Genomic DNA, 13,853 nt, shown 5'->3' on the forward strand with positions numbered 1-13,853 from the left:
CCATAAAGAAAGCTCTAACCGGTTGGTTAGAGCTTTCCACTTCCATTTTATCCAGCTTTTATTATTGAGCTGCAGGGTATACGCTCACTTTTTTCTTGTCACGGCCATAACGTTCAAAACGAACAACGCCGTCAACTTTTGCGAATAGAGTGTCGTCTCCACCACGGCCAACGTTTTCACCAGGGTAAATTTTTGTTCCACGTTGACGGTAAAGAATAGATCCGCCAGTTACGAACTGACCATCTGCACGCTTTGCGCCAAGGCGCTTCGCTTCAGAGTCACGTCCGTTCTTTGTAGAACCAACCCCTTTTTTCGATGCGAAAAATTGAAGGTCTAATCTTAACATGAGTCTCACCTCCTGTTAGTGAAAAGTAATCTTTATATATTTGCTATACTCACGTTCAATCGTCTGTAAGGAAACAACCATTCCTTCAAGCAGCAACTGGACTTTTTCAGCCTCGTCCATCGGAAGATCCTCCGGAACAAGACATCGAAGAAATCCGCCTTCTTTCCCTTGCTCGATCCCAAGCTTAGCATCAGTCAATGAAAGAATAGCATTAAGCGCTCCGAAAGAGACAGCTGTCGCTCCTGCACACACGAGATCTTTTCCATGTTCAGCAAATTCTGCATGCCCCTCCATTGTGAAGGAAGTAATCCTTCCGGAAGGCTGCCTTATTACGTCTACCCGAATCATTGGATCATCGCCTTACGCGTTGATTTTTTCGATAACAACTTTAGTGTATGGCTGACGATGGCCTTGTTTTCTGCGGTAGTTTTTCTTTGCTTTGAATTTGAAAACAGTAATTTTCTTTTGACGGCCTTGTTTTTCAACTTTAGCTGTAACAGTAGCACCATCAACAGTTGGGCTGCCTACTTTTACATTTTCACCGCCGACGAATAATACTTGATCAAACGTTACAGAATCACCTTCTGCAGCATCTAATTTTTCAATGTAGATAGCTTGACCTTCTTCTACTTTTACTTGTTTACCGCCAGTTTCGATAATTGCGTACATTCCCTGCACCTCCTTAATTACTCAGACTCGCCATTCGCAGGTGGTTTGCTAACAGCATACACTTATGACCTGGTATGAGCGGTTGTAGCACGGGTGCTACAAACAATAACATTAGAATCTTATCACTTTTGCTTTTTATGTCAACTGCTTTTTATCAACATTCCCTTCGTTGATAGCTCCTTAACGCTGCCCGTTCTTATCATTTTTCCTATCGGCACTTGTCCATCGATCACGTTGTAAATAATCTTTTTATGAAGCATTTCCTGCAGCTTTTCATGGTACTTATACCTTTCACCAACAAAGGCCTCCATAACATCCGGCGTTACCTCTACAAGCACTGCCTCCTCCACATTTTTTATTAATTCAAACAAGTCTCTTTCAAGCGCAAAAGCGGCTGTTTCGGCACTGATGACCCGTCCGGTCCCCCGGCATGCTCGGCAAGGTACCGTTACTGTTTCTATGAGAGACGGCTTTGTTTTTTTACGGGTGATTTGCATGAGACCGAGAGAGGTAAACCCGCGGATGGATATTTGTTTTGAATCCTTCTTTGCCTCCCGCATAAATTCACTCTCAATCTCCCTGCGATCTGCTTCATTTGCCATGTCTATAAAATCAATGAGAATAATGCCACTAATGTCGCGTAAGCGCAGCTGACGGGCACTCTCTGTTGCCGCTTCCTTATTGGTTAAAAAAACCGTCTGCCGCTGACTACTTTTCCCAGTGAATTTCCCCGTATTCACGTCGATTACCGTCATAGCTTCTGTCCGATCAATAACGATAAATCCACCGCTCGGCAGCCAGATAATACGCTTTAATGAAAATTCGGCTGCATCCGGCAATCTGAATGCCGAAAATATATCCTGATCTGCTGAATGGAGAACAGTTGTCCAGCTTCCCCTTTCGAAGCGAAGATCTTCTTTAATATCCGACAAAAAAGCTACCTCATCGCAAATCAACTCTCCTTGCCCTAATTGGCTCATTCGCGCAAATAGCTCTTCTTTTAACTGCTGCTTTTCCATTAACAAAGCCGGCGCCTTGCTTTTCTCTGCTTTTTTAACGATCTGCTCATGCTGAAGGCGAAGATGCTCCCATTCGGCAAGCAGTGCTTCTTTCGAAGAATGGAAGGCAGCTGTCCGGAGAATCAGCCCCTCCCTTTCCTCCTTATACTCTTCTGCCCACTTTATCCATTCACGGCGTTTCTTTTCATTATCCAGCTTTTTTGATAAAGCAATGTAATGTCCTGCCGGCAGATAAACAAGCAGCTCCCCCGGCCATTCAATAATGGCTGTTAATCGCGGCGCTTTCGCCTCTGATCCGTCTTTAATCACTTGAACGATGACCTTCTGGCCCTGGTGAACAAGTTCATCAATCGATTTATTTTGATGATTGGGAAAGTCATTGCGATGCAAATAAGCATTCTGTTCTAGCCCAATATTCACAAAACAAGCATTCATTCCTTTTTCTATCTTAGAAACAATTCCATAATAAATAAAGCCGACACGGGAAAGGTGTGACGGCTGAAAAACGTGAAACTGATCGGCTACTCCTTCTCTGACAACCGCCAATCTTTTTTCCCTGCCTTTTGCGCTGACAATCAACGTATTCATATCAGACCCGCTTTCCTCTTTTTGTTTCACTTTACTGCTACAAGACACTTCCGTCAATCGACAGGCAATAAATCCTTCAGAATGGAGTCTGTTTTCTTTTCTGAGAAATACGCATACAGTAATTCATTCTCGTCTAGCCGGCCTCGTTTTTCTCCTCCTTCTGTCACATAAATAATATGTTTGGCATTGCGTTGAAATCGTTCAAGCACATTCATGATTGGTTCTCCCGCTGGGACAGTGAGCGGCTTTAAGAAGTCGGCTGATCCTTTATTCCCGTAATGACGTTCGAGGAGAAAACGCATGAAAGCATAGCGTTTTTCCTTCCAGGCCCGCCACAGTGTCCATGCTAAATAAAAAAATAATGTCCATGCCTGCAAATGGAAAGGAAAAAAAAGAAAGGCGGTCATTTGCAGGCAGAATAGCAAGCATGCAGAGCATATAATAACAAGGCGAAAAGCAGACAAAAACGGCCTAGCCGCAGAAAAACTGAGCATTAGCAGCTTACCGCCGTCAAGTGGATAAACAGGCAGCAAATTAAACAGCAAGATAGCCAAATTAATTTGCCAGAAAGCCTCATATATACTGGCAGGCAGAACCCCGCCTTCGTGTGCCAGCCAAGCTATTCCAAACAGCCAAAGATGCTGGAGTGGCCCCGCCAGCACGACGAGCAGTTCTTCCTTCAAGGGCCGATTTCCGTGCTCGTCCACCTCTGCTACCCCTCCAAATGGGAGAAGCACCACTTTTCTAATGCGCCATCCTAGTAGATGGGCAGCTAAAATATGGCCTAATTCGTGAATAACAATGACCGTAAACGCTAGTAGCAAGTGCAAAAAAGTTCCTGTTAAAATACAAACACCGGTGACTCCCCATAAAAGTGGATGGACATGAACATGTTTCATCCATTTACTCAAACGGAACCACCTCGTTTGGATCGATAAATACGTTATCACGCTTGATAGCTAAATAGAATTGCCCGCCATTTGCATTTTCTCCTGCTTCTGCTTTTGCAAGCGTGCTTCCTGTTTTCACCCGTTCATAAGGCTGTACAGATATATTTGATAGATGACCATACCACGATTCACTATTATCAGCGTGCTGCAAAACTACTGTTTTTCCTAGCCCCTCCTTTTCACCAGTGAAAATAATCGTCCCCTCTTTAATAGCCTTTACCTCTTCAGCTGGTCCGGTCTCAACGAGAATCCCCTGACCGTTCGTTTGAAAGTCTTCCAAGATACGTCCTGACGCCGGCAAGGCGATTTCTGGAGAGGCATCGGGACTTTGTTTTTTATCCGTCCAGCCATCAGCCGTAAAAGGGAGCGGTTTTCCGAGCGTGTTTTCATACCAAGCAGCCGCTTTTGAAAAAGGAAATTCTTTTTCCATCGTCTTTTCCATCCATTCCCTTCCTTCTATAAAAACAGGAGAGGGGTGTTGAAACAAAATGGCAGTAGCTAACACTAATGCAGCCGCTGCTAGCCACTTAAATAAAAAACGATTCCAGCTAAACAATGGATGCAGTTGTTCTTTTTCTTCCGGCAGCGGAAACATCTCCTTTTCTTCTTTCACGTATCCTTCCTCCTTTTCTACACAGGTTTGTACACTATATGAGTGACAGGCCTGATTAAGAAGAAAGAATTCACCTAACAAAAAAAGCCGTCTGCAGCTTCGCAGCTTGCAGACAGCCTCTTTCAACTAATGGAGCTATTTCGAACGAACGCCGAAAAACTTCTTTAAACGAGTAAAAAACCCTTCCTTTATGTCATCCAGCTGCTGAAGCGGGACAGATTCTCCAAGGATTCTTCTGGCAATGTTGCGGTAGGCGATAGATGCCCGATTGTTTGGATTGTGAGCAACCGGCTCGCCATTGTGTGAGGATTTAATAACCTCATCATCATCCACCACAATACCAAGCAGCTCAATCGACAAGTGTGCAGCTACTTCATCCACATCCAGCATATCCCCCTGCTGCATCATATGGTTACGTATCCGGTTAATAATCAGCTTGGGAGGTTCCATTCCTTCTTCTTTTTCTAACAATCCAATGACCCTATCGGCATCACGGACGGCAGATTTTTCAGGAGTGGTGACGACAATCGCCTTATTAGCTCCGGCCACAGCGTTTTTGTAGCCCTGCTCAATTCCAGCTGGGCAATCTATTAAAATATAATCAAATTCCTGCTTCAATTCTTCCATTAGTTTTTTCAGTTGTTCAGGCTGGACCGCCGACTTATCTGTTGTCTGGGCCGCCGGCAGCAGATAAAGCAAATCATTGAAACGCTTATCTTTTACAAGCGCCTGATGAGTCTTACAACGCCCTTCTACCACGTCTACCAAATCATAAATAATCCGGTTCTCAAGCCCCATCACGACATCTAAGTTTCTAAGCCCGATATCTGTATCAACTAAACAAACCTTTTTCTCTTGCAGTGCAAGTGCGGTGCCTAAATTGGCCGTAGTCGTTGTTTTGCCGACCCCGCCTTTTCCAGATGTAATAACTATAGCCTCACCCACTGTGCTTTCCCCCTTTAAACGTAGAAATTCCCGGTCTCAGATGCTTGAGCACCTGCAAGCGGTCAACCACAATCTGGTTAGAATCATCTATGTAAGCGCACTCCGTCTCATAGCCTTCCTCTTCCTCATAACGGTCAGGTGCGCGATTAAAATAACGGCTGATTCTAAGTTGAGACGGCATCATCCGGCTGGCAGCGATCACAGCCATTTCGTCTCCATAACAGCCGGCATGGGCCATTCCTTTTAAAGCGCCCATGATGAAAATATTTCTTCCGGCTCTTACTGTTCCACCAGGATTGACATCGCCGATCAGCAATAAATCACCGGGAACCTCAAGTACCTGCCCAGAGCGGATTCTTCCTGTATAGGAAACAATCTCGCTTTCCTCCTTCCAGCGAATAGCCTCTTCCATTGTCATCACATTAGATTTAACCGATTCAACAGCAAGATGCTCGCGCTGGTTAATTAAATTTTTTATTTCTTCTATTTCTTTATCTAATAAATAGCGGTTTCCCGCCTGAACAGTGACTGTAAGGAGAGAACCGTGCTCTTGGCCACTAACGGCATCCATTTTATCTTTTAGTTCCTGCAGCAATTCATCGTATGCACATTTGTCATTCAAATGCAGCGTGAGCCCATCTTTTGTCCCTTTAATGACAACGTTCTGTTTTGTTTTCATAGCACGAAATTCACCTCTGTTGTCCAATTAATTCGACAAGCCTTCTCCTGATTCCTCTTTTTCCATTCCTATGAAGCTAGTCATTGTAAATGCGCTGAAGCTTCTCAAAAGCATTTTTTAGCGGAAATGCTAGAAGAATATAAAAGATAAGATTTAAAAGTAAAGTTGGTCCCAAGCGAATCGACATAAATTGTGTTAAGTCTATATCAGTCCGCTTAATCAGCACATTTAGCTGGAATAAAATCAATTCCAACAAAAAGACCCCAAACAAAACAATAAAACCAAGAATAAATAAATTGTTTTGCAGAACTTTTACAAGCTTCGATACAATATACACAACAAGAGGCAGGAAGAACATATAAGCCCCTAGTATCCCCGTGTAGAAAATATCAAAGAGAAAACCAAAGAGAAAACCATATTTAATTGCTGTATTACGGTCAAAGAAAACGGCCATCAGCAGCAAACCGATGACAAAAAAGCGTGGGGTGATTACATATTTGCCATCAAACGCCGTTTCCGGGAATACAGTAAGAAACAAGCTGTCACTATAAAAGAGGACAATCATTAGGAGAGGAAGATAAAGCCGTTTCACAAGTTCCCCTCCTCAACAAGAACCTGTTTACGCTCTTCCTTTTCTGGAAGAACTGTTGTCATGCTGCGTTTTGTAACCATCACATGCTCAAGATCATTAAAAGAAGCCGCTGGTTTGATAAGGGCTGTTTGTGTCAAGCCGAACTCATCAGGGACCATTTCTTCGATCTTCCCAATAATTAAGCCTTCCGGAAAAACACCGCCTTTACCAGAAGTCATAACGAGCATTCCTTTTTTCACTTTAGAATCATAGGGAACTTTCGTCATAAGCAATGCTTTCTTCTCTTTATCATAGCCTTCAATCACTCCAAAAACATTGTTCTTTCCTTGAATGACGGCTGATACACGATTTCTTGAATCGTGGGCGCTCAACAACTGAACAGTCGATGTGAATTTTGATGTACTCTGCACTTTACCGATCAAACCTTGAGCAGTAATGACAGCCATATTAGGCTCGACGCCGGTCGCTTCTCCCTGATCAATGGTGATAACGTCATACCAACGGTCCGGATTGCGGGCAATCACGGTCGCCTGTACTGGCTCGTAATCTGCTAAACTCTTCTTTTTATCAAGCACTTTTCGAAGTTCCTGATTGTCCTTTTGAAGACGGGCAACATCACTTTCGAGCTGGGCAGTCTTATCAATTCTTGCTCGTAGCTCTTTGTTCTCCTCGTATGTATTCCGCAAGTCTTTAATTTCATCAAAAAAACCTGCGAAGCTGTTGGCAGGTTTAGACACCGCTGCTTGTCCCAAACCGACAATGTCTTTGACGAATTGCTCCGGCCAGGATAAATTCTCCCTATCGCGAAGAGAAAAACCAATTAAAGCGACAAGAACAATAATGCTTCCAAGTAAAATGATCAGACGCTTATTTGTAAAAAATTGTGGCATATACTCCACCTCTGTTTGTTTGCATTAAGTTAGAATCCGGCAGCTGTCAGCTGCTGCCGGATAAATGAAAAGAGAAAACGCCCGTCCAGTCCTAACAAGCGCAGGAGAAGACTGTATCTCATAGCTGTATTTAGGCTGGAAAGGCCAAGCCAGTTGTTCTAGAAATAGCAACTGCATGAAAAATATAAAAGGCGCTTGTTCAGAGAGAACAATATCCTCCCGCTCTTCTTCAGCCATGATGCTGTTAGATCATGTTTGTTTTTATTTATTTTTATTTTTGAACAAATCAATATGATCGAGTGCCATTCCTGTCCCGATTGCTACACAATCAAGCGGATTTTCTGCAATAATCACTGGCATATTCGTTTCTTTGCTAATTACTTTATCCAGATTACGAAGCAACGCACCGCCGCCTGTAAGGACAATTCCCCGATCCATAATATCTGCTGCTAGCTCCGGTGGAGTTTGCTCTAATGTACTTTTTACCGTATCTACAATAGCAGTTACTGTATCTTTTAGGGCATCAGCAATTTCCTCGCCAGTAATTTCAATTGTTTTTGGCAATCCTGTTAACAGGTCGCGGCCACGAATTTCCATGCTTGGCAATTGCTCGAAATCGCCGGCCGAGCCAATTTCCATTTTAATTGTCTCAGACGTTCTGTCACCAATCAACAGGTTGTACTGTTTGCGAATATATGCGACGATGGCATCGTCCATTTCATCTCCTGCTGTACGAAGAGATTGGCTTGTCACAATGCCGCCAAGTGAGATAATAGCTACTTCTGTTGTTCCGCCGCCAATATCAACGACCATGCTGCCTGTCGGTTCCCAAACAGGAAGGTTAGCACCAATAGCAGCCGCGAACGGTTCTTCAATAGTATAAGCGTCGCGGGCACCCGCTTGGCGAGTAGCATCAATAACAGCCCGTTCTTCAACGGCTGTAATGCCGGATGGTACACAAACCATTACATATGGCTTACTGGAAAGCAAACCTTTTCCATTTTTTGTTGCTTGTTTTAAATAATATTTAATCATTGTGGCTGTTGTTTCGTAATCAGCAATTACCCCATCTTTCATAGGGCGCGTAGCTATTACATTCCCCGGTGTACGGCCAATCATTTTTTTAGCATCGTTTCCAACGGCCACAATTTGTTTCGTATCCGTCTGCAATGCCACAACCGATGGCTCACGTACAACGACACCCTTTCCTTTAGCATAAACGAGCGTATTAGCCGTTCCTAAGTCTATTCCAAGATCTCGGCTTCCAATTCCAAACATACAAGTATCTCCCTTTCTCGGTCCATTACTTTTATCATGATTGATTTGACATTATTCTTTTATTTTTCGACAAAAACAACTAGGAAAAATCATAACTTATATTATAACCGAAGGAAAAAAAAATCCTAGCGTTATAAATAGCCTTTTTCTTTTAAACTGACGAATTTCTTCTCTCCGATAATTAAATGATCAAGCAGTTCAATGCCAAGGATTTTGCCGCATTCAGCTAATCTCTTAGTCACATCAATATCTTCCCTGCTTGGCTGGGGATCACCGGATGGATGATTGTGAATACAGATAATAGAAGCAGCAGATCGGCGAAAAGCCTCTTTGAACACTTCACGAGGGTGAACAATAGAAGCATTTAAACTACCAATAAATAAAGTCTGCTTATGGAGAACTTGATTTTTAGTGTTCAAATACAAGCAAACAAAATGTTCCTGGGTAAGAAATCTCATTTCTTCCATGACATAATCGGCCCCATCTTCCGGTGAGCGAATGACATAGCGCTCCTCAAATCTCAGCTGACTGACACGCCTTCCAAGCTCAAGCGCAGATATAATTTGTATAGCTTTTGCTTCACCAATACCTTTAATGGAGGTCATTTCTTCGAGAGAGGCTTCTTTTAACAAGCGGAGGCCTTCAAACGTTTTCAAAAGACGGTTAGCCAGTTGCAGGACGGATTCATCTTTTGTTCCAGTCCGTAAAATAATAGCGAGGAGTTCATGGGTGGACAGGCTGGCTGCACCGTAGGCAACCAGCCGTTCCCGTGGACGCTCTTCTGCCGGAACGTCGCGGATTATAAATGTTTCTTTCGACATACTTTTCTCCTTTCGACCTTTCAGGAAGGAAAGAAGAAAGCGGCACCTTGCCAGCCGAGCCGTCTTAGATGCCTATATAGGGAAGAAATCGGCAGGCCAACAACAGAGAAATAGTCACCATCAATTTTTTTCACCAGAATGGCACCTGCTCCTTGAATACCATATGCACCGGCTTTATCGAATGGTTCATCTGTCTCTAAATAGCCGTTGATCTCTTCTTCTGTAAGCTCCCAAAAAGTGACTTTTGTTTTTTCATAAAATAGGTATTCATCTGCTCCATGCCTTACAGCCACTCCTGTACATACAGCATGCGTACGGCCAGAAAGACGCTGAAGCATATCTCTTGCTTCCTTTCGATTCTGCGGCTTGCCTAAAATTTCCCCATCGAGGGTAACAACTGTATCCGCTCCGATAATAAAACTATCTTCATGGTTTGCTGCGACTGCAGCGGCTTTGATGGAAGCTAAATGCATAACGGCTTCTTCCGGAGTCATTCCAGAGGGGATCGTTTCATCAGCATGGCTTACTTTCACAGTAAACGACAAGCCGATTTGTTCGAGGAGTTCTTTCCGTCTTGGGGAGCCCGAAGCTAAAATTAATTGCGTCAAATCGATTCACCTATCTTTCAAAAATAAGGGAGATACATCGTTATCATATCAAAAGTGCCAAAACACTACAAACTTTTAAAGCAGGCTTAACGAGCAAAGGTTTATCAACAGGTTCTACATATAATCTCTTAGTTTCACCCAAAAAAAGGATGCCTTAGCATCCTTCAAGCAAATATGACTGGGCGAGTTGCCAAAAGTGAAGAATTGGCAAGAATGCTTAAGCACCCTATTGACTATAAACAGCTAAAAAAGCCAGAAGCTTCTCCTGCGCAGCTTTGGCAGCTTGCGGCTGATTGCTTTTGGCTTCAGTTAACGCTCCTGTCAGCAACTTTTTCAATTCGGCGGATGTTTCATCGCTCGGCTCTACTTTCACAGCGTCTAATTTGCTTTCCGCCTCCTTAAGTTTATTCTTATCCGCTTCCAGTCCGGCAGCTTTTTTGCCACTCTCTTCCGCAATACTTGAAAATAAGGCAGCCATTTCTCCAGATGATTCTTCAAGCTTTTTAGAAGGCGAAATCGCCAATTGCTTTGTATAAGTGTCCGCTCCGGCTGTGCCATATATACCTTCAATCAACTTTGCTGTTTCGATAGTGGAGGAAGCAGCAAGTAAGATAAGATATTGGCCGTTTTGCAATACTGCTTCAGCAGGCAGGCCTAAGCCATTCATTTTTTGTTTCACAGAATTAGCTGCATCTTCCGTCGAAAAAACCCCTCCTTGAACAACAGCGGTCTCTATTGAAAAGAGCGAGTTCTTCTCACTTTTTGCGGGTGGGGCAGCTTTCGGCGTAGTTACTTCTCTTTCCTTCACAGGTTTTCTTCTTTTAAAATAGCTTGCGGTCGTCCCTCTTCCTTTTGAGTGACAACTTTCACTAATGCGTAGCCAAGCAATACACCAACAATGACAGCACTCATTACAATAATAAAGAGCTTGCCAGTTGCCCGTTTAGCTGTAGTTTTTTGCATCGTTGCATATTGTTCGATTACATCGGCTTTCTGCTCTCCTTCTTCAGGAAACAACCATTGGAACTCCTCTTCTTCTTTTTTCGGCTCAATGGCTGCCGCACTCTCTTTTTTTCCATTTTTCCACTCTGGCCCAATAAACTCTTTTTTTGTTTACTGCCGATTGTTAAGAATATTCCTTCTGGTTTTTTTGGCTTATCCTTGTCCATCATTTGCGACCATCCTTCCGCCTACTTTGAAGTTGCCTTCATGCTAACACAGCAAATTAAAAAAAGAACAAGACTTTTGTCGTCCTGTCCTGGAAAAATTTCGGCAATCTTTTTATCCTCCATAATTAATAAGCTGAAGGTACCAGTGAATGAGTATTTCGCCATAAAATAGTTCAGCGAGCGTGGCGAGCGCAATAAATGGTGCAAAGGGCATTGGCTTGCCTTTTTTTATAATGTGAAACATCATAAGCACTACACCACAGACAGCCCCTAATGCACATGAAAGAAAGAAAATAACTAGCACTTTCTTCAAGCCGCTCAATAAGCCAATGACACCAAACAATTTAATATCTCCTCCCCCCATGCCGCCTTTTGATACAAGAGAAACCAGCAAAGGTATGAAAAAGCCTACCGCACCGCCCACAAACATGTCCCACCAAGGCTCAAGCGGATGAAAGGTCCTTCCCATCAAAAAGAGAAATAAAAAAATGAACAGTATTTTGTCGGGGATAACCATGTAAGTAAGGTCTGAAACAATAATAATAAGAAGAAGAGACATAAGTATTAAAGCGATGAAAAAGTCTGCCGTCAGTCCAAACGACATATACGCGCACCAAAACAAGAGGGCTGTAACGAATTCTATCAGAGGATAGAGAGGAGATATTCTTATCCTGCATACGCGGCACCTTCCTCTTTGCCATACATAAGAGAACACCGGTATAAGTTCCGCAAAATGCAGCTTATGATTGCATCTAGGGCAAGCACTGTGCGGCCAGAAAAGCGATTGGCCTTTCGGTACACGCAAGCCAACGACGTTAAAAAATGAACCAAATACAAAACCATACATTAAAACAAACAATTCTATCATTCTGTCTTGGCAGCTACTTCCACTGCTTGGGACCCATATCTTTTTCTCATTTGAGGCATGACTGTTCCTCCTATTTTAATTTTATGGATGACCAACCACAAGTTTTTCAACTCCTTTTTTTTACATGTTCAACCTTTAACTAAAAGGTTTTCTTACTTGCTCAAAAGCAGTGACTACCAGTCCAGCAGAGTGCTTGCTCGCTGCTTCATTCTTGGAATGCAGAGTGCGAAAAGATCGTTTAAAGACAGGCTTGAAGGGGATTAGTGAAAATGAATCGGTGGGGAGATGGAGCTTGGAGGAGAAGATCTTTATGTTCTTGTCTACATTCTATTATACTGATATGCCTTCTGATTTTACAGAATATTTTGATAAATAAAGGAATTCACTTAAAAAGTTGCCGTGCAGAAAACTTGTCACTGTTGTTCGTAAACTAAAATAAAAAGTTTTTACATAGAAAAAGGCAACCCCTGTTTTAAACAAAAGAAGTTGCCGATCTCTATTATTTTTCTTTTATAAATTTCTTTACATTTGAAATGAAATAAAGAGAGCCTGTTACAATCAGTACTTCATTTTCTTTTGCTGTTGTCTGAAACTCCTCAATAAACCGTTGCCAATCCTCTATCCACATTTGATTTTCTAAAAAAGCTTGAAACTCTTTTTTGCCAGCCGCCCGCGGAAAGTCAAAACTTGTGAAGGCCACTCGATGAGCTGCCTGCTTTAAAATAGCTATCATTTCATCTAATTTTTTATCCCTCATGCCGGCAAATAAAGCAGTGATTTTCTTGTCAGGAAAACGCTCAGCAAGCGATGCAACAAGCGCCTTCATTCCTTCCGGGTTATGAGCGCCATCTAACAGAACGACGGGCTGCTCCATGGCATACTCCATTCTCCCTGGCCAGCTCACTGATTGTAGACCAGCACGAATATGTTCTTCTTCCACTAGAAATGCGTAAAAAGTACGTAAATATAAAATAGCCATCACGGCTGTTGCCGCGTTTTCTGTTTGATGAAGGCCATTTAAACCTGTTGGCAAGTCTCTCATATTGGCAAAAACAGATTCAAAATGGAACATTTCTCCTTGAGGCAATGACCTTTGCCAGTCTGCCTTGAATTGCTCTCCCAGCTGATAAACAGCAGACTTCACTTCTTTGGCACGCTGTTGAATAATTTCACGAGCCGCCTCCTGTTTCACACCGCTAACAACTGGTGCCCCATTTTTTATGATTCCAGCTTTCTCGAAAGCAATCGCTTCAAGTGTATCTCCTAAAAACTGCATATGGTCCATGCCAATTGTGGTAATCACAGACAACAATGGCTGAATCACATTTGTTGAATCTAATCGGCCGCCAAGCCCCACTTCAAACAAAACGATATCAACAGGGCGAATCCAGGCAAAATAATAAAGAGCCATCGCCGTAATCACTTCGAATTCACTCGGACTGCCTAATTCTGTTTTTTCCAATTCCTCTGCCAACGGCTTGATCACAGCAGTTAATTTCATAATTTCCTCGTCACTGATTGCCTCACCGTTCACGCTGATCCGCTCATTGAACTGTTCTATATATGGCGAGGTGAATGTTCCTACTTCATATCCCGCTTCCTGCAGCATAGAACGCATCATAGCAACAGTCGATCCTTTGCCATTCGTCCCCCCAATATGGACAGCACGCAGATGATGCTCCGGATGATTCATTCTCTCCATAAGCCACTCCATTCGCTTCAAGCCGGGCTTAATGCCAAGCTGAAGCCGGCTATGAATCCAATCGATCGCTTCTTCATATGTATTCATCTTCTCTCTCCCTTCGATTCTGTTTTTAA

At 43.0% G+C, this 13,853-nt stretch carries 17 protein-coding genes, 1 pseudogene and 1 other annotated feature; all 18 genes and pseudogenes read right to left on the reverse strand.

Annotation, left to right across the window (positions count from 1 at the left end):
- Nucleotides 1-61 precede the first annotated feature (61 nt).
- On the reverse strand, nucleotides 62-346 hold the full coding sequence (rpmA, locus tag CJ483_RS06900; protein WP_049663432.1) for a 50S ribosomal protein L27: 285 nt from the start codon (nucleotides 344-346) through the stop codon (nucleotides 62-64).
- Nucleotides 347-361: 15 nt separating this feature from the next.
- Nucleotides 362-694, reverse strand: coding sequence for a ribosomal-processing cysteine protease Prp (locus CJ483_RS06905; RefSeq protein ID WP_120033419.1), 333 nt, complete (start codon nucleotides 692-694; stop codon nucleotides 362-364).
- 12 nt (nucleotides 695-706) lie between these two features.
- A complete protein-coding gene (gene rplU / locus CJ483_RS06910) occupies nucleotides 707-1,015 on the reverse strand; it encodes a 50S ribosomal protein L21 (RefSeq protein WP_120033422.1) in 309 nt (102 codons plus the stop codon).
- A gap of 13 nt (nucleotides 1,016-1,028) precedes the next feature.
- Nucleotides 1,029-1,109 (reverse strand) — a sequence feature (ribosomal protein L21 leader region).
- A gap of 46 nt (nucleotides 1,110-1,155) precedes the next feature.
- Nucleotides 1,156-2,622, reverse strand: a complete 1,467-nt coding sequence (locus CJ483_RS06915) for an Rne/Rng family ribonuclease (RefSeq protein WP_120033426.1) — start codon at nucleotides 2,620-2,622, stop codon at nucleotides 1,156-1,158.
- Nucleotides 2,623-2,675: 53 nt separating this feature from the next.
- Nucleotides 2,676-3,533 (reverse strand): M50 family metallopeptidase, encoded by an 858-nt coding sequence (locus tag CJ483_RS06920; protein WP_259455583.1) that lies wholly within the window; start codon nucleotides 3,531-3,533, stop codon nucleotides 2,676-2,678.
- Nucleotides 3,526-4,185, reverse strand: a complete 660-nt coding sequence (locus CJ483_RS06925; RefSeq protein ID WP_120033429.1) for a M23 family metallopeptidase — start codon at nucleotides 4,183-4,185, stop codon at nucleotides 3,526-3,528. Before CJ483_RS06925 ends, CJ483_RS06920 begins: the two co-directional genes overlap by 8 nt.
- A gap of 135 nt (nucleotides 4,186-4,320) precedes the next feature.
- Entirely contained in the window at nucleotides 4,321-5,130 is an 810-nt protein-coding gene (minD, locus tag CJ483_RS06930; RefSeq protein WP_120033432.1) for a septum site-determining protein MinD, read from the reverse strand.
- A complete protein-coding gene (gene minC / locus CJ483_RS06935) occupies nucleotides 5,123-5,809 on the reverse strand; it encodes a septum site-determining protein MinC (protein ID WP_120033435.1) in 687 nt (228 codons plus the stop codon). The genes minD and minC overlap by 8 nt, the downstream gene beginning before the upstream one ends.
- A 76-nt stretch (nucleotides 5,810-5,885) precedes the next feature.
- Nucleotides 5,886-6,401, reverse strand: coding sequence for a rod shape-determining protein MreD (gene mreD / locus CJ483_RS06940; protein WP_120033438.1), 516 nt, complete (start codon nucleotides 6,399-6,401; stop codon nucleotides 5,886-5,888).
- A complete protein-coding gene (mreC, locus tag CJ483_RS06945; RefSeq protein ID WP_120033442.1) occupies nucleotides 6,398-7,291 on the reverse strand; it encodes a rod shape-determining protein MreC in 894 nt (297 codons plus the stop codon). The genes mreD and mreC overlap by 4 nt, the downstream gene beginning before the upstream one ends.
- Nucleotides 7,292-7,552: 261 nt before the next feature.
- Entirely contained in the window at nucleotides 7,553-8,569 is a 1,017-nt protein-coding gene (locus CJ483_RS06955) for a rod shape-determining protein (RefSeq protein WP_120033448.1), read from the reverse strand.
- 131 nt (nucleotides 8,570-8,700) lie between these two features.
- Nucleotides 8,701-9,390, reverse strand: coding sequence for a RadC family protein (gene radC, locus CJ483_RS06960; protein WP_120033451.1), 690 nt, complete (start codon nucleotides 9,388-9,390; stop codon nucleotides 8,701-8,703).
- Between the two features lie 20 nt (nucleotides 9,391-9,410).
- The gene (locus tag CJ483_RS06965) at nucleotides 9,411-9,998 is read right to left on the reverse strand and encodes a Maf family protein (RefSeq protein WP_120033454.1); all 588 of its coding nucleotides are present in this window, start codon (nucleotides 9,996-9,998) and stop codon (nucleotides 9,411-9,413) included.
- A 226-nt stretch (nucleotides 9,999-10,224) separates the two neighbouring features.
- Complete coding sequence (locus CJ483_RS06970) at nucleotides 10,225-10,806, reverse strand: hypothetical protein (RefSeq protein ID WP_120033457.1); 582 nt, start codon at nucleotides 10,804-10,806, stop codon at nucleotides 10,225-10,227.
- Nucleotides 10,803-11,015 (reverse strand): hypothetical protein, encoded by a 213-nt coding sequence (locus tag CJ483_RS06975; protein WP_120033460.1) that lies wholly within the window; start codon nucleotides 11,013-11,015, stop codon nucleotides 10,803-10,805. Before CJ483_RS06975 ends, CJ483_RS06970 begins: the two co-directional genes overlap by 4 nt.
- A gap of 264 nt (nucleotides 11,016-11,279) precedes the next feature.
- The gene (locus CJ483_RS06985) at nucleotides 11,280-11,771 is read right to left on the reverse strand and encodes a prepilin peptidase (protein ID WP_342754535.1); all 492 of its coding nucleotides are present in this window, start codon (nucleotides 11,769-11,771) and stop codon (nucleotides 11,280-11,282) included.
- 3 nt (nucleotides 11,772-11,774) lie between these two features.
- Nucleotides 11,775-12,035 (reverse strand): annotated as a pseudogene (locus tag CJ483_RS25460) (prepilin peptidase); the annotation flags it as partial.
- Nucleotides 12,036-12,534: 499 nt separating this feature from the next.
- Nucleotides 12,535-13,824 (reverse strand): bifunctional folylpolyglutamate synthase/dihydrofolate synthase, encoded by a 1,290-nt coding sequence (locus CJ483_RS06990; protein WP_120033467.1) that lies wholly within the window; start codon nucleotides 13,822-13,824, stop codon nucleotides 12,535-12,537.
- Nucleotides 13,825-13,853 lie beyond the last annotated feature (29 nt).

Origin of the sequence: Bacillus sp. PK3_68 (genome assembly GCF_003600835.1) — a bacterium.
Classification (GTDB): domain Bacteria; phylum Bacillota; class Bacilli; order Bacillales; family Domibacillaceae; genus Pseudobacillus.